Annotated in this window: 21 protein-coding genes; 13 read left to right on the forward strand and 8 right to left on the reverse strand. The window is 70.2% G+C overall.

Annotated features, from left to right (window positions below; genetic code table 11):
• Window positions 1–185: 185 nt before the first annotated feature.
• The 4 genes from rpsT to VET29_RS06690 all read right to left on the reverse strand — a co-directional run bounded on the left by rpsT (window position 186) and on the right by VET29_RS06690 (window position 3,152).
• Window positions 186–446 carry a 30S ribosomal protein S20 gene (rpsT, locus tag VET29_RS06675; RefSeq protein WP_324916096.1) on the reverse strand — a complete coding sequence of 87 codons (261 nt, stop codon included), beginning with the start codon at window positions 444–446 and terminating at the stop codon, window positions 186–188.
• A 139-nt stretch (window positions 447–585) separates the two neighbouring features.
• Window positions 586–1,968: an ATP-binding protein gene (locus VET29_RS06680; RefSeq protein WP_324916034.1), complete on the reverse strand. Its 1,383-nt coding sequence runs from the start codon at window positions 1,966–1,968 to the stop codon at window positions 586–588.
• Window positions 1,965–2,204, reverse strand: coding sequence for a hypothetical protein (locus tag VET29_RS06685; RefSeq protein ID WP_324916036.1), 240 nt, complete (start codon window positions 2,202–2,204; stop codon window positions 1,965–1,967). The genes VET29_RS06680 and VET29_RS06685 overlap by 4 nt, the downstream gene beginning before the upstream one ends.
• 6 nt (window positions 2,205–2,210) lie before the next feature.
• A complete protein-coding gene (locus VET29_RS06690; protein WP_324916038.1) occupies window positions 2,211–3,152 on the reverse strand; it encodes an SPFH domain-containing protein in 942 nt (313 codons plus the stop codon).
• An 88-nt stretch (window positions 3,153–3,240) separates the two neighbouring features.
• Between VET29_RS06690 and VET29_RS06695 the strand changes: the two genes are divergently transcribed.
• The 7 genes from VET29_RS06695 to VET29_RS06725 all read left to right on the forward strand — a co-directional run bounded on the left by VET29_RS06695 (window position 3,241) and on the right by VET29_RS06725 (window position 10,678).
• Complete coding sequence (locus VET29_RS06695) at window positions 3,241–3,993, forward strand: ABC transporter ATP-binding protein (protein WP_324916040.1); 753 nt, start codon at window positions 3,241–3,243, stop codon at window positions 3,991–3,993.
• A gap of 286 nt (window positions 3,994–4,279) precedes the next feature.
• Window positions 4,280–5,809 carry a hypothetical protein gene (locus VET29_RS06700; protein ID WP_324916042.1) on the forward strand — a complete coding sequence of 510 codons (1,530 nt, stop codon included), beginning with the start codon at window positions 4,280–4,282 and terminating at the stop codon, window positions 5,807–5,809.
• A 77-nt stretch (window positions 5,810–5,886) separates the two neighbouring features.
• Window positions 5,887–7,518, forward strand: a complete 1,632-nt coding sequence (locus tag VET29_RS06705) for a circularly permuted type 2 ATP-grasp protein (protein ID WP_324916044.1) — start codon at window positions 5,887–5,889, stop codon at window positions 7,516–7,518.
• A complete protein-coding gene (locus VET29_RS06710) occupies window positions 7,505–8,452 on the forward strand; it encodes an alpha-E domain-containing protein (RefSeq protein ID WP_324916048.1) in 948 nt (315 codons plus the stop codon). Before VET29_RS06705 ends, VET29_RS06710 begins: the two co-directional genes overlap by 14 nt.
• 40 nt (window positions 8,453–8,492) lie before the next feature.
• Entirely contained in the window at window positions 8,493–9,335 is an 843-nt protein-coding gene (locus VET29_RS06715) for a transglutaminase family protein (RefSeq protein ID WP_324916051.1), read from the forward strand.
• Window positions 9,336–9,442: 107 nt separating this feature from the next.
• Window positions 9,443–9,997 (forward strand): hypothetical protein, encoded by a 555-nt coding sequence (locus VET29_RS06720; protein ID WP_324916055.1) that lies wholly within the window; start codon window positions 9,443–9,445, stop codon window positions 9,995–9,997.
• 42 nt (window positions 9,998–10,039) lie between these two features.
• Complete coding sequence (locus VET29_RS06725) at window positions 10,040–10,678, forward strand: class I SAM-dependent methyltransferase (protein ID WP_324916060.1); 639 nt, start codon at window positions 10,040–10,042, stop codon at window positions 10,676–10,678.
• Here the strand turns inward: VET29_RS06725 and VET29_RS06730 are convergent.
• Window positions 10,675–12,441, reverse strand: a complete 1,767-nt coding sequence (locus VET29_RS06730; protein ID WP_324916065.1) for an HtaA domain-containing protein — start codon at window positions 12,439–12,441, stop codon at window positions 10,675–10,677. The two genes, VET29_RS06725 and VET29_RS06730, sit on opposite strands and share 4 nt — an antisense overlap.
• A 50-nt stretch (window positions 12,442–12,491) precedes the next feature.
• The gene (locus VET29_RS06735) at window positions 12,492–13,217 is read right to left on the reverse strand and encodes a hypothetical protein (protein ID WP_324916069.1); all 726 of its coding nucleotides are present in this window, start codon (window positions 13,215–13,217) and stop codon (window positions 12,492–12,494) included.
• A 74-nt stretch (window positions 13,218–13,291) separates the two neighbouring features.
• On the opposite strand from VET29_RS06735, the gene VET29_RS06740 reads away from it, so the two are divergent.
• Genes VET29_RS06740 through VET29_RS06750 form a run of 3 tightly spaced genes read left to right on the forward strand, consistent with a single transcriptional unit; the run spans window position 13,292 to window position 15,988 of the window.
• Complete coding sequence (locus VET29_RS06740; protein ID WP_324916098.1) at window positions 13,292–13,966, forward strand: biliverdin-producing heme oxygenase; 675 nt, start codon at window positions 13,292–13,294, stop codon at window positions 13,964–13,966.
• Window positions 13,954–14,967, forward strand: coding sequence for a heme/hemin ABC transporter substrate-binding protein (locus tag VET29_RS06745; protein WP_324916073.1), 1,014 nt, complete (start codon window positions 13,954–13,956; stop codon window positions 14,965–14,967). Before VET29_RS06740 ends, VET29_RS06745 begins: the two co-directional genes overlap by 13 nt.
• Entirely contained in the window at window positions 14,957–15,988 is a 1,032-nt protein-coding gene (locus VET29_RS06750; RefSeq protein ID WP_324916077.1) for an iron ABC transporter permease, read from the forward strand. The genes VET29_RS06745 and VET29_RS06750 overlap by 11 nt, the downstream gene beginning before the upstream one ends.
• Window positions 15,989–16,178: 190 nt before the next feature.
• Here the strand turns inward: VET29_RS06750 and VET29_RS06755 are convergent, their stop codons facing one another.
• A complete protein-coding gene (locus VET29_RS06755) occupies window positions 16,179–16,433 on the reverse strand; it encodes a hypothetical protein (RefSeq protein WP_324916081.1) in 255 nt (84 codons plus the stop codon).
• Between the two features lie 12 nt (window positions 16,434–16,445).
• Here VET29_RS06755 and VET29_RS06760 point away from each other — a divergent pair, with 12 nt between their 5' ends.
• Both VET29_RS06760 and lepA read left to right on the forward strand, forming a co-directional pair.
• Window positions 16,446–17,249 carry a heme ABC transporter ATP-binding protein gene (locus VET29_RS06760; RefSeq protein ID WP_324916085.1) on the forward strand — a complete coding sequence of 268 codons (804 nt, stop codon included), beginning with the start codon at window positions 16,446–16,448 and terminating at the stop codon, window positions 17,247–17,249.
• Between the two features lie 70 nt (window positions 17,250–17,319).
• Window positions 17,320–19,167 carry a translation elongation factor 4 gene (gene lepA / locus VET29_RS06765; protein WP_324916089.1) on the forward strand — a complete coding sequence of 616 codons (1,848 nt, stop codon included), beginning with the start codon at window positions 17,320–17,322 and terminating at the stop codon, window positions 19,165–19,167.
• 9 nt (window positions 19,168–19,176) lie between these two features.
• Here the strand turns inward: lepA and VET29_RS06770 are convergent, their stop codons facing one another.
• Window positions 19,177–19,683 carry an NUDIX hydrolase gene (locus VET29_RS06770; protein ID WP_324916091.1) on the reverse strand — a complete coding sequence of 169 codons (507 nt, stop codon included), beginning with the start codon at window positions 19,681–19,683 and terminating at the stop codon, window positions 19,177–19,179.
• Here VET29_RS06770 and VET29_RS06775 point away from each other — a divergent pair.
• The gene (locus VET29_RS06775) at window positions 19,646–20,185 is read left to right on the forward strand and encodes a Uma2 family endonuclease (RefSeq protein ID WP_324916094.1); all 540 of its coding nucleotides are present in this window, start codon (window positions 19,646–19,648) and stop codon (window positions 20,183–20,185) included. The two genes, VET29_RS06770 and VET29_RS06775, sit on opposite strands and share 38 nt — an antisense overlap.
• Window positions 20,186–20,378 lie beyond the last annotated feature (193 nt).

Here is a 20,378-nt window from a genome sequence, read left to right on the forward strand (position 1 = left end):
TGGCGTGGTTAGGGCTTGTCAGGGGATGCGTTGGCAAGGGCGGTTGAACTCGTTGGGTCGGGCGGGGCGGGGCGTGGCGGAGAAGGGGCGTGGCGGAGGACAAGCGTTGGGACCGCGCTTTGTAGGCATTGAATGCAGAAAGGGCGCGCCGGTTGCTCCGGCGCGCCCTTTCTGGAAGGTCAGGTTCAGATCTGGTTTGCCCGCTTGGCCATGGCGGACTTCTTGTTCGCCGCCTGGTTGGCGTGGATCACGCCCTTGCTCGCGGCCTTGTCGAGCTTGCGGCTGGCCTCACGCAGCAGCTCCGCGGCCTTGGTCTGGTCGCCGGAGTCGGCGGCCTCGCGGAACTTGCGGATCGCGGTCTTCACCGAGGACTTGACGGACTTGTTGCGCAGGCGCGCCTTCTCGTTCGTCTTGATCCGCTTGATCTGGGACTTGATGTTCGCCACGTTGAACTGCTCCTCGATGTCGATCACGGAAGGTCGTGCGCGCATTCGGGTGGCCCCGCGAGAACGCGAGTTTCCTCCTGGGCGGAATGCCACACGGGCACGACCTGCGACAGCTTAACAGTGGGTGACCACGCCCCTGTCAGCCACCCAGGATGTTCCTCGTCAGGGCCTGACGCTCCGCCGTCAGCTCCGCCAGGGCCGCGTGGACGATCCGCTCGTCGAAGGCGCCGCCCTCGTCGATGTGGCGTAGTACCGCCCGTCGCACCAGCTCCTTGATGAACGACGCCGTCACGCCTTCCGTCGCGTCGACGACCTGTTCGGCGGACGGGAGGTCCATTGGGGTGCCCGCCGCGTACAGCCGCAGCAGGCGCTCTCGGCACTCGGCGTCCGGCTTCGGTACCTCGACCGCCAGGTCGATGCGGCCTGGCCGCTGCGTCAGCGCCTGTTCCATCACCTCGACGCGGTTGGTCGTCAGTACGAACGTGACATCCGCCTCTGAGCCGATGCCGTCCATCTCATTGAGCAACTCATACAGGACCGGGTTGCCGTCCGGGGAGTACGAGCGGTCCTGCGCGATCAGGTCCACGTCCTCCACCACGATCACCGACGGCGCCAGCCGCCTCGCCAGCGCCGTCGTCGCACGCAGGTGCCGGAACATCGCCACGCCGCTCAGCACGAACACCGTGCACTCCGCCAGGCTGCTCAGGAGGTACCGGACCGTGTGGGTCTTGCCGGTGCCCGGTGCCCCGTACAACAGCAGGCCCCGCTTCAGGTGCTGCCCGTGGGACCGCAGTGCCTCGGTCTGCTTCGCGCTGCGTACCACGTGCCGTTCGATCATGGTCAGCACGCCGTCCGGGAGCACCACGTCCGACGCCTGGAGCGACGGGCGGGGCAGGAACGTCAGCAGCTGGTTACCGCGGTGCTCACTGATCCCGAACGACAGCACCTGGCCGCGGAACACGTCATGACCTTTGCTTGACCGCTCGATCTCGTCGCGGACCGTCGCGGCCGTCCTGCGGTCGGCGGCCAGCAGGATCAGGTGGCAGCGTTCCTCGCCGTGGTCCTCCTGTGCGCCCTGCACGGCCAGCACCACCGGCGTTCCGTCCGGCGCGGACGTGCACACCAGGCCGAGCTGCACGGCCTCGGTCGACGTCGCCGGGCCCGTCGACACCGTCGTGTAGTCGACCGCGCCGAGCTGGTACGTGCCGCTGTACGCGCTGCCGGTGATGGCCTCGGCCAGCATGTCGGTCACCGCGAGGAAGCCCTTGTTGCCGGCGATGCCGAACCATGCCGCGTCCGGGGTGTGCTTCGCCAGGTAGGCGTCCACGCCGCGCTGCAGGTTGACGTGCTCGAAGTGCGGCAGGTGCAGTGCGACGTTCGGGATCTCGGTCAGCGGGCAGCCGAGGTGCGCGGTGATCCGCTCGACCAGTGGCGAGTCGGCGGCGTCGTGCAGTGTCTGCTGCGCGGACTCGAAGAGCTCCTTGAGGGCACGGGCCAGCTCACGGGCGTCGGAAACGTTCACAGCTCCAGGGTGCCCGCCTCGTCGCCCTCTTCGCTTCCGGTTTCTTCCCTAGGGGGACGCCCTCGCCGCGGCATCCTGCCCGCGTCGTTCGGCAGCCGTCCCGCCTGCGCCAACGCCCGGCGCAGAAGGAACTCGATCTGCGCGTTCGTGCTGCGCAGCTCGTCTCCGGCCCAGCGGGCCACGGCGTCGTGGATCGCCGGGTCGAGGCGGAGGAGGACCTTCTTGCGTTCCGGCACGGCGACTCAGTAGAGCGAGCCGGCGTTCACGACGGGCTGGGTCTCCCGGTCCGAACACAGCACGACCAGCAGGTTGCTGACCATCGTCGCCTTGCGCTCCTCGTCCAGGTCCACCACGTCCTGCTCGGACAGCGCCTGCAGCGCCGCCTGCACCATGCCGACCGCGCCCTCCACGATCCGCTGCCGCGCCGCGACCACCGCGCTCGCCTGCTGCCGCCGCAGCATCGCACCCGCGATCTCCGGCGCGTACGCCAGGTGCGTGATGCGGGACTCGATCACCTCGACGCCCGCCGCCTCGACGCGGGCCGCGATCTCGGCCGACAGTTTCTCGGTGATCTCCGACGCGTTCTCCCGCAGGGACAGCGGCTCCACGCCGTGCGCGTCGTACGGGTAGCTGGTCGCGATGTGCCGGACGGCGGTCTCGGCCTGGATGTTCACGAACTCGTCGTAGTCGTCGACCTCGAACATCGCGCGGGCGGTGTCGGTGATCCGCCACACCACCACGGCCGCGATCTCGATCGGGTTGCCGTCCGCGTCGTTGACCTTGGTCACCGCGGTCTCGTGGTTGCGGATCCTGGTCGAGACGCGCCGCCGGAGCGTGAACGGGTTGATCCACCGCAGGCCGTCGGCCCGCACGGTGCCGACGTAGCTGCCGAGGAACTGCACGACCCGTGCCTCGCCGGGCGCCACCATGATCAGCCCACCGTTGAGGACCAGGCCCGCCACGAGCAGGACCCCGCCGATCGCCAGCAGCACTACACCCGGAGTACGGGGGCCGCTGTCCGGGTCGGCCAACCCCAGCGCGCCGAGCACCGTGAGCGTGATCGACGCGAGGTAGACGAGTACCACCAGGCCCAGCACGGGCAGGCCGGAGCTGCCGAACGCGACACGCTCGCGGACGTGCGGCGCCGGCATGGTCGGGGCGTCGATGGTGAGTTCGGTGTTCATGGCGCTTCCCCTCAGAGGCACACATCTAGCAAAGTGATATCACTTTACCGTACTGTCAAGTCCCATGGGTGAAGGGCATCATCGAGACATGACGGCTTTGCGGCTCTCCCGGCTCTACAAGCGGTTCGGCCCGACCATCGCGGTGGACCACGTCGACCTGGAGGTGCCGGCCGGATCGTTCTTCGGTCTGGTCGGTCCGAACGGCGCCGGCAAGACCACGTCACTGTCGATGGCCGTCGGGCTGCTGCGACCGGACGGCGGCACCGCGACGATCTTCGACGTCGACGTGTGGGCCGACCCGACGCGGGCGAAGGCGCTGATCGGGGTGTTGCCTGACGGGTTGTCGATGCCAGAACGGCTGACCGGGCGGGAGTTGCTCACCTACATGGGTCTGCTGCGAGGTCTGCCGGCCGCGACGGTCACCGCACGTGCCGACGAGTTGTTGAACGTGCTGGAGCTGGCCGACGCGCAGCACAAGCTGGTGATCGACTACTCGGCGGGCATGCGCAAGAAGATCGGGCTCGCCATGGCGTTGCTGCACGCGCCGCGCCTGCTGGTGCTCGACGAGCCGTTCGAGGCGGTCGACCCGGTGTCGGCGTCGACGATCCGCACGATCCTGCAGCGGTTCGTGGCCTCGGGCGGGGCGGTCGTGCTGTCGAGTCACGTGATGGCGTTGGTGGAGCAGCTGTGCACGCACGTCGCGGTGATCACCCGCGGGCGGGTGGTCGCGGCCGGCCCGGTGGAGGTGGTGCGCGGCGCGACGAGCCTGGAGGAGGCGTTCGTCCACATCGTCGGCGGACGGACCGGCGGCGGGGAGGGCCTGTCGTGGCTCGCGTCCTGACGCGACGGCGTTCGCCTGTGGATAACTGGGGGTCCCAGGGTGCGAGTCAGGCGTACTCACGGTGGCGGGAGGCCGACCAGACGAGGGCGTCGAGCGCGAATGTGACTTTCGCCCGGACCCATCGAGTGAAAGTCATCCACAGCCGTCGCCGACCAGGGGTTTTGTCACCCCCCACCGGTAGACTGGCAAGCGGGGTGCCCCCGGGATCGGGTGGGGGCTGCCTGCTCAACCATCTCGGGGCGGTGGTTGGAAAAAATTGGCTTCTCCTTGGTGGGGAGGGGTTGGCGTGGTTGGTGTCCTGATTCGGATGCGGTGGCGGGTGTTGCGGCATTCGTTGCGGGGTAAGCAGGCTGGGCTCACCGTGGTGGGGCTGCTCGCCGGGTTGGTCGCCGCCGGGGTCACCTTGCTTGCCGCCGTTTCGGACTTTGACGAGCCCGGGGTCGGGACCGATGTGCTTGCCGCCGTCTATCTCATGTGGACGGTCGGGTGGGTGTTCGCGCCCGTGCTCACCAGTGGTGGCGACGAGACGTTGCGGGCGGAGCACTTCGCTCTCCTGCCGCTCTCGCCTCGGCAGCTCGCCGCCGGGCTGCTCGGCGCCGCCTTCGTCGGGGTGCCCGCCGTCGTCACCGCCGTCGCCTTTCTGGGGTTGGTGCTGCATGCCGGCGGACCGCACACCCTGGTGGCGCTCGTCGCGCTGCCGCTTCAGCTGATCTTCGTCGTTCTGCTCTCGCGGGTCACCATTGCGGCTCTCGGTGCCGCGCTGCGGTCGCGGCGTGGGCGGGACCTCGGGATTCTCCTCACCGCCCTCGTTGGCATGTCCGGGTTCCTCGTTCAGCTGCTCGTCCGCGCGTTCGGGCCGGCGCTCGTGTCCGGTGACTCCCCGGTACTCTCCACCGTCCTGCGGTCGTTGCCGTCCGGGTGGGGGACGGTCGCGGTCTCCTCCTCCTGGGTGCTGGCGGTCGCCTGCCTCGTGGGGCTCGCCGCGTTGAACCTCCTGCTGCTCGTTGTGTGGGGCACGTTGTTGGCGCGCCGCAACACCCGGGTCTCGGCCGTCGCCGGGGCCGTGCGCAAGCGTGCCTTCGGCAGTCGGACGCGGCTCGGCGCGGTGGTCAACAAGGAGCTCCGGACCTGGGTTCGCGACGTTCGGCGGCGGGTCGCCCTGCTTTCGATGCTCGTCGTCGCGTTGATCACGTCCTTCGGGCCGATGCTGTCAGGGGGCGACGACGGTCCGGAGCCCTTCGGGGGCCTGACCGTGGTGGTGTTCGGCGCCCTGCTCGCCGGCAACCTCTACGGCATGGACGGCAGCTCGATGTGGCACACGCTGGTCATACCGGGTGCCGAGGTGGTCGACATACGTGGCCGCCAACTGGCCTGGCTCATGATCGTCGGGCCCGTGACACTGCTGTTCGCGTTCCTCATGCCCGCGCTCGGCAATCCGGCCGCCTACCCGTGGGTCCTCGGGCTGACGCCGGCACTGCTCGGCGGCGGCGCCGGGCTCGTGGTCGTCCTCTCCGTGTTCACCGCCTACGCAGTACCGGACCAGAAGGCGAGTCCCTTCGCGGCCGGCAGCAGTCCGGGGCTGGCGCGTGGCCTGACACAGATCGGGATCACGCTTCTGCTCGCCGTCGCGGTGCTGCCGGTGGTCGCCGTCGTGCTCGCCGGGGAACTGCTGGACCAACCCGTCCTGCAGTGGCTCGGTGTGCCGGTCGGGATCGCCCTCGGGGTCCTGTTCTTCTGGTGGTGGGGCGGCATCGCGGTCCGGCGGCTCAGCACCCGGGGCCCGGAGTTGCTTGCCCAGGTGGCGAAGGCGGCCTAGCGAAACTGTCGGCGTCGCGGGGCGCGTTAACACCGCGGGGGTGGCGGCGATCGCCGTCCGCTGAGTAGTTTCTGCTGATGGAGAGATCAACCCGTGCGCGCAGGGCACCCGCCGGGCTGTTCGACGGCTACCTCGACCCGAAGCGGCCGCATGCCGACGCCTACGACGAGATGTTCGCCGGTGACGGGACGGTTCGGCAGGCCTACCGGCGACTCCACGACCAGCTCAACAGATCCGCGCCCGCCGAGCTCGGCGCGCGGGCCGAGGCACTCGACCGGGCACTCGTCGACCAGGGGATCACGTTCTCGCTGTCGGGTCAGGAACGGCCGTTCCCGCTCGACCTCATCCCGCGGGTGATCGCCGCGAGCGAGTGGGCGCGGCTGGAGCGCGGGATCGTGCAGCGAGTCAACGCACTCGAGGCGTTCCTCACCGACATCTACGGCGACCAGCAGATCGTCCGTGACGGGGTGCTGCCCAAGCGGCTGATCACCTCCTGCGCCCACTTCCACCGGCAGGCCTCCCGCCTCGCCCCGCCCAACGGCGTGCGCATCCACGTCGCCGGGGTCGACGTCGTGCGGGACGAGGACGGGGTGTTCCGTGTCCTGGAGGACAACCTCCGCAGCCCGTCAGGCGTGTCGTACGTGATGGAGAACCGCCGGACCATGGCGCGGGTGTTCCCCGACCTGTTCGCCAAGCACCGGGTGCGGCCGGTCGGCGACTACGCCGTCCACCTCCTGCGGGCACTCCGGGCGGCCGCGGCGGCCAACGTCGCCGACCCCAACGTCGTCGTGCTCACCCCGGGCGTCTACAACTCCGCCTACTTCGAACACTCGCTGCTCGCCCGCCAGATGGGGGTCGAGCTGGTCGAGGGCCGTGACCTCTTCTGCCGTGACAACACCGTCTACATGCGCACCACCCAGGGCGAGCGTGTCGTCGACGTGATCTACCGGCGCATCGACGACGAGTACCTCGACCCCGTGCAGTTCCGGCCCGACTCAGTGCTCGGCGTCGCCGGCCTGCTCAACGCCGCCCGCGCCGGCAACATCGTCATCGCGAACGCGGTCGGCAACGGCGTCGCCGACGACAAGCTCGTCTACACCTACCTGCCGGACATCCTCAAGTACTACCTGGGCGAGAGCATGCTCCTGCCCAATGTGGACACCTTCCGCTGCTGGCTGCGTGACGAGCAGGAGCAGGTCATGGACCGGATGGCCGAGCTGGTCGTCAAGCCGGTCGAGGGGTCCGGCGGCTACGGCATCGTCTTCGGCCCGAACGCGAACAGCCGCGAGCTGGCCGCGCTGCGCCGCCGGATCAGGGCCCATCCACGCGGCTGGATCGCGCAGCCCGTGGTGCAGCTGTCGACCGTGCCGACGAAGGTGGGGCAGCGGTTGCGGCCCCGGCACGTCGACCTGCGGCCGTTCGCGGTCAACGACGGGAACTCCGTGTTCGTGCTGCCCGGCGGGCTCACCAGGGTCGCGATCCCGGAGGGCAGCCTGATCGTGAACTCCTCGCAGGGCGGCGGTTCCAAGGACACCTGGGTGCTCGCGGCCCGTTCGTCCACCCAGGACGCCGAGCTGTCCGGCGCCAGCCTCGGCGAGGCCCACAGCGAGACCGTCCCGGAGGCCGCGCCGGAGCTCGGGCCCGAGCTGACCCCCGGCCAGCAGCAACAGCAGCAACAGCAACAGGGGGTGGACCGTGCTCGCCCGTAACGCGGAGTCGCTGTACTGGATCGGCCGCTACGTCGAGCGGGCCGACGACACCGCACGCATCCTCGACGTGTCCGTCCACCACCTGCTCGAGGACGCGACCGTGGACGCCGACGCGACCAGCCGCCAGCTGCTCGCCGTCCTCGGCATCACCCCGCCGGACGGACAGCCCCTCGACGTGCGGCCGCTCACCGACCTCGTCGCCTTCTCGCGTGACCACGCCGGCTCGATCGTGTCGTCGATCTCCAGTGCGCGGGAGAACGCCCGCGTCGCCAGGGAGGTCGTGTCGACCGAGCTGTGGGAGTGCGTCAACGCCATGTGGAACGCGGTGCCAGACCGCCAGCGGGCCGCGAAACGTCTTGGCCCGCACGAGTTCTTCTCGTTCGTCGAGGAGCGGGCCGCCATGTTCGCCGGGCTCGCGGACTCGACGCTGAGCCGCGACGACGGCTGGCGGTTCCTCGTGCTCGGCCGGTCCGTGGAACGTGTCGACATGATCGTGCGGTTGCTGCTGTCCCGGGTGGGGGACAAGCCGTCCTCGCCCGGCTGGGTGACCGTGTTGCGGTCCGCGGGCGCGCACGACACCTACCTCCGCACCTACCGCGGCGCCCTCGACAGCGCGCGTGTCGTGCAGTTCCTGTTGCTGGACCGGCTTTTCCCGCGTTCGGTGTTCTACGCGCTGCGGCAGGCCGAGGCGTGCCTCGAACAGCTCGACCTGCGCCCGACCGCCCGCGTCGGCGCGAAGGCGGAGGCGATCCGGCTGCTCGGCAAGGCCCGCAGCGACCTGGAGTTCCTGCGGTCCGACGAGCTGCTCGACGGGCTCACCGGACGGCTCAACGCACTGCAGAGGACCGTGCGTGACGTGGGCGAGGCCGTCGCACTGCAGTACTTCCACTCCGTGCCGTGGGTGGCGTGGACGAACGCGGGGGTGTCGCTGTGAGTGGAGCTTTCCGGCACCGCGCCGCGGGTGAGGTGGCGTCGTGAACTGGCGTGTCAGGGTCGTCCACACCACCGGCTACCAGTACTCCTCACCGGTCACCCAGTCCTACAACGAGGCTCGGCTCACGCCGCGGAGCAACCGCTGGCAGAACCTCGTCGTGGGCCGGGTCGTGACCACGCCGGCCACCCGCTCCTACCGCTACACCGACTACTGGGGCACCGAGGTCACCGCGTTCGACCTGCACGCGCCGCACACCGAGCTGAAGATCGTCTCCTCGTCCGTGGTGGAGACCGGCGACGCCGGCACGCCGGTCGACGGGGTCGGCTGGGCGGAGCTGCGCTCACCGGAGGTCATCGACCGGTACGCCGAGTACCTGGAGTCGACGGCGTACGTGCCGCGGGACCGGGAGCTGGCGGCGGTCGCCCGCAGCCTGCGCAAGGGGCGGCGGCCGGTGGACGCGGTACTCGCGGTGTCCGAGTGGGTGCACGACAAGCTGACCTACCAGCGCGGCACCACCGGCGTGCACTCGTCGGCGGTCGACGCGTGGCAGGCACGCGAGGGCGTGTGCCAGGACTACGCCCACCTCACGCTGCTGATGCTCCGGTCGATCGGCATCCCCGGCCGGTACGTGTCCGGCTACCTGCACACCAAGCCGGACGCGAGTATCGGTGAGACGGTCAACGGCGAGAGCCACGCGTGGATCGCGGCGTGGACCGGCGGCTGGTGGGGGTTCGACCCGACCAACGACATCGAGGTTGGGCCCCGGCACATCTGGGTGGCGATCGGGCGCGACTACGGGGACGTGTCGCCGCTCAAGGGCACGTACTCGGGCGGCGCGGCGACCGCGATCGAGGTGTCGGTCGAGGTGACCAGGCTGGCGTGACTACTCCCGCGGGAGTAGCCGGCCGGTGGGTCTTACCGCGCCGCGCGTACCGCAAGTCCCCTCGCACGTCCGACGTATTTCCCCGCCCACTTGCCGACCATGGGTGCATGACGAAGAAATATCTGTGGCAGGCGGGAATCGCGATAGCGGTGGTCGGCGCGGCAAGCGTGGGGGCCATCGGCCTCGCGTCCGCGGCCGGCGACAACCAGGTGCGGGCGGCCGCGCAGACCACGACCGACTCGTCCCCGAACGACAACGACTGGCACGGTGGCCCGTGGGGTCACGGCGGTCCGGGTCGCGGCGGGCCGTTCGGCGGCTTCGGTGGCTTTGGCGGTTCTGGTGGCCTGGACGACATCGCGGGCGCCGACGTGACCGACATCCTGCACGGCGAGGTCGTGCTGGCCAAGGAGGGCGGCGGCACGCAGACCGTGCTGGTGCAGAAGGGCACCGTGACCGAGGTCGGCGCGACGAGCGTGACCGTGAAGAGCGGCGACGGCTTCACCACGTCCTACACGGTCAACGGCGACACCAAGGTGCGCGCGGACTCGGACAAGATCGACTCGGTCGCCAAGGACGAGGAAGTGGTCGTCGTGGCGCCGAAGTCCGGCGACAAGCACACCGCGACCGCGGTCGTCGACCTCACGGACCTCGGCTGGAAGTAGTCGTCAGGGTGTCGGGTGCCGTGGCTGGCTACCGTGGACCGCATGTCGAACTGGGCCACGGTGAAGCTCGAAGCGATCGTCTACGACTACGGGGTCGAGCGGGAGTGGCTGTCGCGGCCGGTCGGCGCGTTGCTCTGGGGCACTGACACCCGCGGGCTGTACCGGACGATTCGCACGCTCGGCGTCCTGCCGGCCGGCACGGCCGTGCTCGACGTGCCGTGCGGCGGCGGGGTGGCGTTGCGTGGCCTGCGCCGGGACCAGGACGTCCGGTACGTGGCGGCGGACATCTCCCCGGTGATGCTCGACCGCACGCGCCGGCAGGCCCGGCGGCTGGGCCTGCGCGTCGAGGCGGTCGAGGCGGACATCACCCGGCTTCCCTTCCCGGACAACGAGTTCGACGTGTGCGTGAGCTTCAACGGCCTGCACTGCCTGCCGGACCCGGCGCTAGCGGTGCGTGACCTGGCGCGGTGCCTGCGGCCCGGCGGCCGGTTGATCGGGGACACGATCGTCCGCGGGGCCGGCTGGCGGCAGGACCTCGCGATCGCCGCGTTCCGCCGCGTCGGGTTGTTCGGACGCGGCGGAACGACGGCGGACGTGAAGCGGTGGCTCACGGACGCGGGCCTGCGTGTCGACCGCCTGGAGCGGTCGGGTGCCGTGACCCGCTTCGCCGCGACCCGTTAGGCGGCGCGGCGGCGTGCCCGGACCAGACCCGCGCCCGCGACCAGCAGCAACGCCCCGAGCGCGAGCAGTGGCGCGACGGGGGAACCCGTCCGCGCGAGTGCCGCGGCCGGTGTCGTCGGCGTGTTGGTCGGCGTGCCCGCCGACGCGGGCGGCAGGGTGGCGCCGTCCAGTGCGATCGTGACCGTCACCGGGTCCAGATCCGTGCCTGCCTCGTAGAAGCCCGCGAACCCGGCCGCGCCCTGTTCGGTCAGGGTCGCGGGGAGGGCGGCGTAGGTGACCACACCGTCGGCGACCGCCGGCGCGGCCGTGCCGAGCGTCGCGAAAACCACGTCGTCCAGCTCGGTGAACTCGCCGGTGTCCAGGCTCCTGCTGCGCACGTCCAGCAGCAGCTCCGCGCTCCCGCTCGCGAACCGCACCCGCGGCTGGGAGACCGTCAGGTCCAGCTGCCCGTCGTGGCCGGTGAACCGCACCCCGCCGGCGAACTCGACCCCACCGGCGCCGTTCGCGTAGTCGGCGGAGGACACCGTCTCCCAGCGGAACTCGCCCGTCACCCCGTCGAGGGTCCACGAGCCGTGTGCGATCGGGCCGTGCACGTAGGTCCGGAACGACTGCTTGAGGCCCCAGTCCAACCGCGCGTTCGTGACCGCACCGGCCGGCGAGGTCGGCGTTGTCGGTGTCGTGGGCGTGATGGGGGTGGTGGGTTCGGTCGCGGCGAACGTCAGCGGGATGAAGGTCTCGTGTGCCGCGTTGACCGCACCGCCCGCCGCGTAGGTGATCACTCCACAGGTGTCGACTGCACAGTCGGCGACACCCTCGGTCACCGCCGCCACGTCGAGTGTCGCCGAGAAGGTGCCGTCCGGACCGAGAGTCACGTAGTCCGCGTTCGTGCCCGGGGGATCGAGCACGGCACGGGACGCGGCCGGCAGCACCCACTTCTGGTCCAGCACGGTCCGCGCGCTCGACGGCGCCCCTTCCGACGGCCGCCACGGCTGCGCGATCTTCGCGAACACCAGGTAGACCCCGGTCGGCCGGCCGGCGAGCGGTGGCCGGGTGCCGACGTTCGCCGCCGGGTCGAAACCGTTGCCCGTCACATTGATCGACTCACCGGCCGGGTCGAGGCCGGACGTCCTGCTGACGTTCACCGCCGGTGTCCACACGGGATCCGGCGCGGTGGTCACGGCGAACGACAGCGGGTCGAGTGCCGTGCCCGCCGGGTAGAAGCCGGCGAACGCGGGCGAACCGTCCTCGGTCAGCGTCGCGCCGACGTTCGTGCCGGTGACCGTGTCGGTCCCGGTCAGGTCCGTGTCCGCGAGGGTCGCGAACTCGACGTCGTCGTAGGTGGTCAACACGCCGGAGGACAGCGACTTGCTGACCACGTCGGCGACGAGCGTGCCACCGGAGCCGGTCAGCGAGAGCCGGATGTCCTCGATCGTCATGTACAGCAGGCCGTCGTGGCCGGTGAACTCGACCTTGCCGGTGAATGCCAGGCCGGCGGTGTCCTCGCCGGCGTCGACCGTGCCGGACGTCGCGGCCGGGAACCGGAACGTGCCGTCCGCGTTCTTCGTCGCGCCGTCGCTCGTCGTGATCGTGCCGTGCGCGATCGGGCCCGCGATGTAGCTACGGAACGACTGTTTGACGCCCCAGTCGAGGTAGCCGCCGGAGACGGTCGACGCCTGGGCGGCGCCGACGAACGGCCCGGCGAGCAACCCGAGCGCGACGACCAGCGCCGCGGCGGCCGGTCTGGCCTTTGTTCGTGTGGACATGGTGAGCTGACTGCTCCTTCATCCGTGGGGATCGTGGTGGGGTCGGACAGTCAGCGGGTACGTCTGCGGAGCCGTGTCACGAGCACGACGACCGTGGCCAGCAGCAGCACGGCGCCACCGCCAGCCAGCCACCAGCCGGAGCGGTCCGGTTCCGCCGGCGCGGCCGTCCTCGCTACGGCCAGGGCGGACGTCGTCGTGGTCGTTGTTGTGGTCGTTGTTGTGGTCGTCGTGGCGGTGGTGGTTGTCGTCGTGGTCGGCGGTGGCGGCGGAGGGGCGGTGGTCGTCGTCGTGGGTGCGGGTGGCAGGCCGAAGGTGAGCGGCACGCGCGCGTCCTGCGAGCGGTCGGAGGTGCGGGTGTGGTCGGCTCGCGTGACCGCCGCGCACTTGACTCTCGTGCAGTCCGTGCCGGTCACCGGGTCGACGGCGACCACCGACAGAGTCACGGTGAACGTGCCGCCCGGCCCGTACGGCGTGGTCAGCCCCTTGCCGTAGCTGGGCGGGTTCGACGAGATCCACTTCGAGCCGCCGTTGCCGCCCTTGGTGTCCGCGCCGCCGAGGCACGGCGTCGGTGTCCGGCCGGGACCGTTGTCGACGCACACGGCGACGTAGATGCCCTTGGCGACGTCGTAACCGGACCCGCTGACGGTGATCGTGTCGCCGGCCGGGTTCAGGCCGGTGGTCCTGGACACCGTGATCGCCGGCACTGCTGCCGCCGGGGTCGCCGTCGCGACGAGGAAGGCGGCCACCAGCACCGCGATGATTCGTCCACTTGCCACTAGAACCGTCGCCAATCATTAGGTTAGGCTCGCTTTACTTAGGTGAGCCTAACTGTAGGAGAGCGCGGGTGACAATGACCGATTCCGGGGTGGTGCCGCTCTCGGCCCGGCTGCGCGACGCGACGCGGGACGAGCACGAGCGGACCGAGACCGCGCCGTTCGTCGTCGCGTTGATGGGCGGTGAGCTGGACCGGAACGCGTACGCGGCGATGCTCGGGCAGACCTACGTCTTCTACGGCGTGCTCGAGGAGGCCGGCGAGCGTTGGCGCGGCGACGCGGTGGTGGGCCCGTTCGTGTCGGACGCGTTGCTGCGGCTGGCCGCTCTGGAGGCCGACCTCGCGTGGCTCGCCGGTCCCGATTGGCGGGAGGTGGCGGTGCCGCTGCCCGCGACGAGCCGGTACGTCGACCGCCTGCGGCAGGTGTGTTTCTCGTCGCGCAGCGGTTTCGTCGCGCACCACTACACGCGTTACCTCGGCGACCTGTCCGGCGGGCAGATCATCCGGCACAAGCTGCGCACGCTGTACGGCCTCACCGGCGACGGCGTGCGGTTCTACGTGTTCGACGGAATCGCGAAACCCAAGGCGTTCAAGGACTCCTACCGCGCGCTGCTCGACGCGGCGCCGTGGGCCGCGGCTGAGCAGAGCAACCTGCTGGCGGAGGCGAACGAGGCGTTTCGGCTCAACCGAGGGGTTTTCGACGATCTGGGCAAGGCGCTGGGCGTCGGCTGGGTGGGTTCGTGCGAGGTTTGATCCTGCTCCTCGCCGCACTCCTCCTGGCGGGTTGCGGTGGGGTCGCGACCAGTGCGGGCGACAACGGGGAGACGTCGTCCGCGTTGGCGCTGTCCGGTCCGGCCTCCGCCCGGCTCGCGGACGAGGACGTGCACCCGGTCGTCACCGATCCGTCGCCGTCGCTGCCCGTGACCGTGCGTTCCTTCGACGGCGCCGACGTTCGAGTGTCCAGTGTCGACCGGATCGTGGCGGTCGACCTGTACGGGACGCTCGGTGAGATCGTGTTCAGCCTCGGCCTCGGCGACCGGGTGGTCGGCCGGGACCCGTCGACCGGATTTCCCAGTGCCGTCCACGTGCCGGTGGTGACCTCGGGAGGGCACGACCTCAACGCGGAGGCCATCCTCGACCTGGACCCGACGGTGGTGCTGACCGACACGAGCATCGGGCCGCCGGAGGTGCAGCAACAGCTGCGGGAAGCCGGGATTCCGGTCGTGTTCTTCGATCCCGCGCGGACGCTGGCCGGTGTCCCGTCCCACATTCGCGCGGTGGCGGCGGCTCTGGGCGTGCGCGACGCTGGCGAGAAGCTGGTGTCCGGTGTGGACGGCGAGATCAGGTTGGCGCGTGCGCTGGCACCGCACGGCACGCCGCCGCGGCTGACGTTCCTGTACGTCCGGGGCTCGGCGGGCGTGTACCTGATGTCCGGGCCGGGTTCCGGCGCCGACGCGATGATCGAGGCCGTCGGCGCGGTCGACGTCGGCACGGACATCGGGCTGGACAAGCCGTTCGTGCCGATCACGAGCGAGGGGCTGCTGAACGCGCGGCCGGACGTGATCCTCGTGCTGTCCGAGGGTTTGGCGTCGGTCGGCGGGGTGGACGGGCTGCTGCGGATTCCCGGGATGGCGCAGACGCCTGCGGGGCGGTCGCGGCGAGTCGTCGACGTGGCGGACACGGACCTGCTGAGCTTCGGGCCACGCGTGGGCCGGACGATCACGGCGCTCGCGAAGGTGCTGTATGAGGGTTAGGTGGCCGTTGCTCGTGGTGCTGGCGGCCGCGCTGGTGATGATGGTTCTGGTGGCGGCCGGCAGCGGGCAGGTGGCGATCCCACCGCTGGAGGTGCTCGGCTCGGTGCTGCACCGCATGGGGTTCGAGCTGGGCCCGCTGCCGACGCACCCGCAGGGGGAGAACGCGTTGTGGGCGGTGCGGTTCCCACGGGTGACGCTGGCGGTGGTGGTGGGCGCCTGCCTGGGGGTGGCGGGTGCGTTGCTGCAGGGGGTGTTCGGCAACCCGCTCGCCGAGCAGCAGGTGATCGGGGTGTCGTCCGGCGCGGCGGTGGGCGCGTGCTCGGCGATCGTGTTCGGCGTGTCCGTGGCGGGAAACCTGACGGTGGCGGTCGCGGCGTTCGTCGGCGGGCTCGGCACGACGATGGCGGTGTACCTGCTGGCGCGGTCGGGCGGGCGGACCGAGGTGGTCACGCTGGTGCTGATGGGGATCGCGGTGAACGCGTTCGCGTTCGGGGTGATCGCGTTCCTGACGTTCGTGGCCGATCCGCAGGCGCGGGAGCAGATCGTGTTCTGGCAGCTGGGGAGTCTCAACGGGGCGACCTGGGAGGCGGTGTCGGCGGTGACCCCGCTGGCGGCGATCGGGTTGGTGATGGCGGGTTCGGTCGCGGGGCGGCTGGACCTGCTGGCGCTGGGCGAGGGACCGGCGAGGCATCTGGGAGTGCACGTCGAACGGCTGCGATTGCTGGTGGTGGTCGCGGTGGCGCTGCTGGTGGGGGCGGCGGTCGCGTTCACCGGGATCGTGGGGTTCGTGGGGTTGGTGGTGCCGCACGTGATCCGGATGCTGGCGGGACCGGCACACCGGTTGCTGCTGGTCGCGAGCGCGTTGGGTGGGGCGCTGGTGCTGGTGAGCGCCGATCTGTTGGCCCGCACGGCGGTGGAGAACGCGGAGCTGCCACTGGGGATGCTGACCGCCCTCGTGGGTGGCCCGTTCTTCTTCTGGCTGCTACGCCGCACGCGAGCCAGACAGGGCGGGTGGGCATGAACACGCCACACACGCTCACGGCCCAAGCCATCCACGCCCGACCTGCGAAAACAAAAACAAGAAAGTCGGCCCCAGGATGGAGATCAGGCAGCCCCCACCCGATCCCGGGGGCCACCCCGCTTGCCATTCTACCGGCGAGGGGTGACGGGGGGCGACAAAAGCCCTGGTCAGCGGGGGCTGTGGATAACTTTCACCCGGTCGGGTCGAGCGAAAGTGACATTCGCGCACGTTCGGAGTGGGCGAGCGCGGCATGGGTCCCGTGGTGGGCGAGCCCGGCGCACGTCCCGTGGTGGGCGAGCACGGCATGCGTCCCATGGTGGGCGAACATGGCACGCGTCCTGGAGTGGGCGAGCACGGCACGCATCCCGTGGCGGGCGAACGCGACACGCATCCTCGGGTGGGCGAACATGGCACGCGTCCCGTGGCGGGCGAACGCGGCACGCATCCTGGGGTGGGTATGAGTCGCCGGGCGCCGGTGTGGCCTTCGGGTGGTGAGGCGTTGGTGGTCGTGGCCGGGGCCGGGGTCTCGCGGGGTGGGCGGGAGGTGCTTCGGGACATCTCGTTCACCCTGGCCGCCGGGGAGGTGCTCGCGGTCGTCGGGCCCAACGGTGCGGGTAAGTCCTCCCTGCTCAGCCTGCTTTCCGGGGACTTGTCGGTGGGCTCTGGCACAGTCTCGATCGGCGGGCGGACGGTCGGGCGGTGGCGGCCGAGGGAGTTGGCGTTGTGGCGGTCCGTCCTGCCGCAGCACACGACAGTCGCGTTTCCGTTCACCGTGGCGCAGGTGGTGGAGATGGGGCGTGCGCCGTGGGCGGGGCTCGCGCGCCCCGACGAAGACACGGCGGCCGTGGCCGAGGCCATGGCGGAGACGGAGGTGACGGAGTTCGCGGAGCGGACCTTCGGCACGCTGTCCGGCGGTGAGCGGGCACGTGCGGCACTCGCGCGCGTCCTGGCGCAGCGCACGCCCGTCCTCCTGCTCGACGAGCCGACGGCGGCACTCGACCTGCGTCACCAGGACCTGGTGTTGCGGGTGGCGGTCGCGCGCGCGAAGGCAGGTGCGGGCGTGCTCGTGGTGCTCCACGACCTCAACCTGGCGGCCGCCCACGCGGACCGGATCGCGGTGGTCGCCGGTGGCCGGCTGCGCGCGTGTGGGTCCCCCACGGCGGTGCTGACCAGTGAGTTGTTGACCGACGTGTACCAGCGCGACGTCGAGGTCCTGCCACACCCACGGGACGGCACACCTCTGGTCCTGCCGGTCCGCTGAGGTCGCACCGCCGGTCACACACGGGCACATGGGACGATAGGCGTATCCGTAGACACCGCGAGGAACCCGAGTGACGACTTTCGCCGACGCGACCTTCACGAATCCTGAGCTGATCAGGAACTTCTGCATCATCGCGCACATCGATCACGGCAAGTCGACCCTTGCCGACCGGATGCTGCAGCTCACCGGCGTGGTCGAGGAGCGGGCGATGCGGGCGCAGTACCTGGACCGCATGGACATCGAGCGGGAACGCGGCATCACGATCAAGGCGCAGAACGTCCGCCTGCCTTGGCAGGTCGAGGGCCAGGACCACGTCCTGCACATGATCGACACCCCGGGACACGTGGACTTCACCTACGAGGTGTCCCGGGCGCTCGAGGCGTGCGAGGGCGCCGTGCTGCTGGTCGACGCCGCGCAGGGCATCGAGGCACAGACCCTCGCGAACCTGTACCTCGCGATGGAGAACGAGCTCACGATCATCCCCGTTCTCAACAAGATCGACCTGCCCGCGGCCGACCCGGACAAGTACGCCGAGGAGATCGCGCACATCGTCGGCTGCGAGGCGGACGACGTGCTGCGGGTCTCGGCGAAGACCGGCAAGGGCGTGCGTGAGCTGCTGGACGTGATCGTGCGGCTGGTGCCGGCGCCGGTGGGCGTCGACGACGCGCCGCCACGGGCGATGATCTTCGACTCGGTGTACGACACCTACCGGGGTGTGGTCACCTACATCCGTGTCGTGGACGGCAAGATCACGCCGCGGCAGCGCATCAGGATGATGTCGACGGGCGCGACCCACGAGCTGCTCGAGGTGGGCATCATCTCGCCGGAGCCGAAGCCGAGCAGCGGCCTCGGGGTCGGCGAGGTCGGCTACCTGATCACGGGTGTGAAGGACGTCCGCCAGTCGAAGGTCGGCGACACGGTCACGGCCGAGAAGCGTGGCGCGACGGAGCCGCTGGCCGGCTACCGCGAGCCGAGGCCGATGGTCTACTCGGGACTGTATCCGGTGGACGGATCGGACTACGCCGATCTGCGTGAGGCACTGGACAAGCTGCGCCTGAACGACGCGGCGCTGAGCTACGAGCCGGAGACCTCGGCGGCGCTGGGCTTCGGCTTCCGCTGCGGCTTCCTCGGGTTGCTGCACCTGGAGATCGTGCGGGAGCGGTTGGAACGGGAGGCCGGCCTCGACCTGATCTCGACGGCGCCGAACGTGGTCTACCGCGTGGTGCTCGACGACGGCGGTGCCGACGTGACGGTGACGAACCCGTCGGACTGGCCGGAGGGCAAGATCGCCGAGGTCTACGAGCCGATGGTGAAGACCTCGATCATCGCGCCGAGCGACTACATCGGCGCGATCATGGAGCTGTGCCAGAGCAGGCGCGGCCAGCTCGGCGGCATGGACTACCTGTCGAGCGACCGTGTCGAGCTGCGCTACACGATGCCGCTCGGTGAGATCATCTTCGACTTCTTCGACACCTTGAAGTCCCGCACCCGCGGCTACGCGTCGCTGGACTACGAGCCGACGGGTGACCAGGCCGCCGACCTGGTGAAGGTCGACATCCTGCTGCAGGGCGAACCGGTGGACGCGTTCTCGGCGATCGTCCACCGCGAGTCGGCCTACGGCTACGGCACCAGGATGGCGTCGAAGCTGCGTGAGCTGATTCCCCGCCAGCAGTTCGAGGTCCCGATCCAGGCGGCCATCGGCGCACGGGTCATCGCCCGCGAAACCGTTCGTGCCATGCGGAAGGACGTCCTCGCCAAGTGCTACGGCGGTGACATCACCCGCAAGCGCAAGCTGCTGGAGAAGCAGAAGGAAGGCAAGAAGCGCATGAAGATGGTGGGCCGCGTCGAGGTCCCCCAGGAAGCCTTCGTCGCGGCACTGTCGACCGACGAGTCCCCCGAGAAGGCCAAGAAGAAGTAGCCCCCGGGGCTAGTAGGTGACTCCGTGCTCGAGGTACAGCGTGCGGTTCTCGGCCCGGGCACGGAGTGCGGCGGCGACCCGGCGACGTAGCCGGGGGATCAGGCGGTCTAGTGCCCGGTCGGGCGGCAGGAACTCGTAGGAGTCCAGCTCCGCGGCCTGGAGCTGGATCGCGTCGATCTCGGGCGGGGTGAGGACGCCGCCGTCGAAGCCGAACAGGACGCGGTCGCCCCACTCCGGGTGCGGTGCCCAGTCGACGACGAGCAGGCGGCCGGGTTCGCGGGTCAGGCCCAGCTCTTCGGCGACCTCCCGGGCACACGCCTTCGACGGTGTCTCGCCGACCTCGATCAGGCCACCCGGGATGTCCCAGTGGTCCTTGTAGTTCGGTTCCACGAGCATGACCCGTCCCGACTCGTCAACGATTAGGGCACCTGCCGCGCTGAGGATGGTGTTACGCACGTGAGCAGTGCACCATGGCGGCATGGGGAGGCCGTTCACGGTCGATGATCTCGACTTCATGCCGGACGACGGCAACACGTACGAGCTGATCGACGGTGTCCTGATCGTGAGCCCGCCGCCGGGGCGCCGGCACCAGCGGGCACTCGTCCGGCTCGCCGAGCTGCTCGACGACGTGTGCCCCGACGAGCTGGCCGTGCTCTGGCCGCCCTATGTCGTCCGCACCTCGCCGGACACCGAGCTGCGCCCGGACCTCCAGGTCGCCTGGGACGAGGACATCGTCGGCGAGGTCGTGCTCGACGCGCCGGAGCTGGTGGTCGAGGTGGTCGACCCGAACACCACCATCAACGACCTCAACAACAAGAAGGCCGCCTACGCACGCATGGGCGTCCCCCACTACTGGGTGCTCGACCCGGCCCGCCCGTCCCTGCTGGCCCACGCCCTCGACGCCGGCACCGACGGCTACCGCGAAGTGGCCTACGTCCACGCGGAGGAACCCTTCGAGGCCGACGACCCGTTCCCGGTCCGCGTCGTGCTGACCGAACTGCTCGGAAGGCCGGCGTAGCGAGAACGGGTTGGCGGAGCCCGGGGCGACTGCCTAGTGTCCCGCGCCGGAGATCAGGCAACTAATTCGGCGGCCCAGCTTCCCGCTGGCGGCGTTGCCGGTTCGCCCAAGTACGACCCAGTACGAGGGCGAACCGGCGTCTTGCCAGCAGAAACCTGGATCCACCGACTTGATCACCGCATTTCCGGCGCGG

The sequence above is a fragment of the Actinophytocola sp. genome (assembly GCF_035634895.1).
In the GTDB taxonomy this organism is placed as follows: domain Bacteria; phylum Actinomycetota; class Actinomycetes; order Mycobacteriales; family Pseudonocardiaceae; genus Actinophytocola.

Excerpts from the sequence above, each read along its gene's own strand:
- VET29_RS06725 (WP_324916060.1), top strand. The coding sequence starts at position 10,040 with ATGTCGAACTGGGCCACGGTGAAGCTCGAAGCGATCGTCTACGACTAC.
- VET29_RS06690 (WP_324916038.1), bottom strand. The coding sequence starts at position 3,152 with ATGAACACCGAACTCACCATCGACGCCCCGACCATGCCGGCGCCGCAC.
- VET29_RS06775 (WP_324916094.1), top strand. The coding sequence starts at position 19,646 with ATGGGGAGGCCGTTCACGGTCGATGATCTCGACTTCATGCCGGACGAC.
- VET29_RS06750 (WP_324916077.1), top strand. The coding sequence starts at position 14,957 with ATGAGGGTTAGGTGGCCGTTGCTCGTGGTGCTGGCGGCCGCGCTGGTG.
- VET29_RS06705 (WP_324916044.1), top strand. The coding sequence starts at position 5,887 with ATGGAGAGATCAACCCGTGCGCGCAGGGCACCCGCCGGGCTGTTCGAC.
- VET29_RS06760 (WP_324916085.1), top strand. The coding sequence starts at position 16,446 with ATGAGTCGCCGGGCGCCGGTGTGGCCTTCGGGTGGTGAGGCGTTGGTG.
- VET29_RS06720 (WP_324916055.1), top strand. The coding sequence starts at position 9,443 with ATGACGAAGAAATATCTGTGGCAGGCGGGAATCGCGATAGCGGTGGTC.
- VET29_RS06770 (WP_324916091.1), bottom strand. The coding sequence starts at position 19,683 with ATGAAGTCGAGATCATCGACCGTGAACGGCCTCCCCATGCCGCCATGG.
- VET29_RS06730 (WP_324916065.1), bottom strand. The coding sequence starts at position 12,441 with ATGTCCACACGAACAAAGGCCAGACCGGCCGCCGCGGCGCTGGTCGTC.
- VET29_RS06695 (WP_324916040.1), top strand. The coding sequence starts at position 3,241 with ATGACGGCTTTGCGGCTCTCCCGGCTCTACAAGCGGTTCGGCCCGACC.
- VET29_RS06755 (WP_324916081.1), bottom strand. The coding sequence starts at position 16,433 with ATGCGTGCCGCGTTCGCCCGCCACGGGACGCGTGCCATGTTCGCCCAC.
- VET29_RS06740 (WP_324916098.1), top strand. The coding sequence starts at position 13,292 with ATGACCGATTCCGGGGTGGTGCCGCTCTCGGCCCGGCTGCGCGACGCG.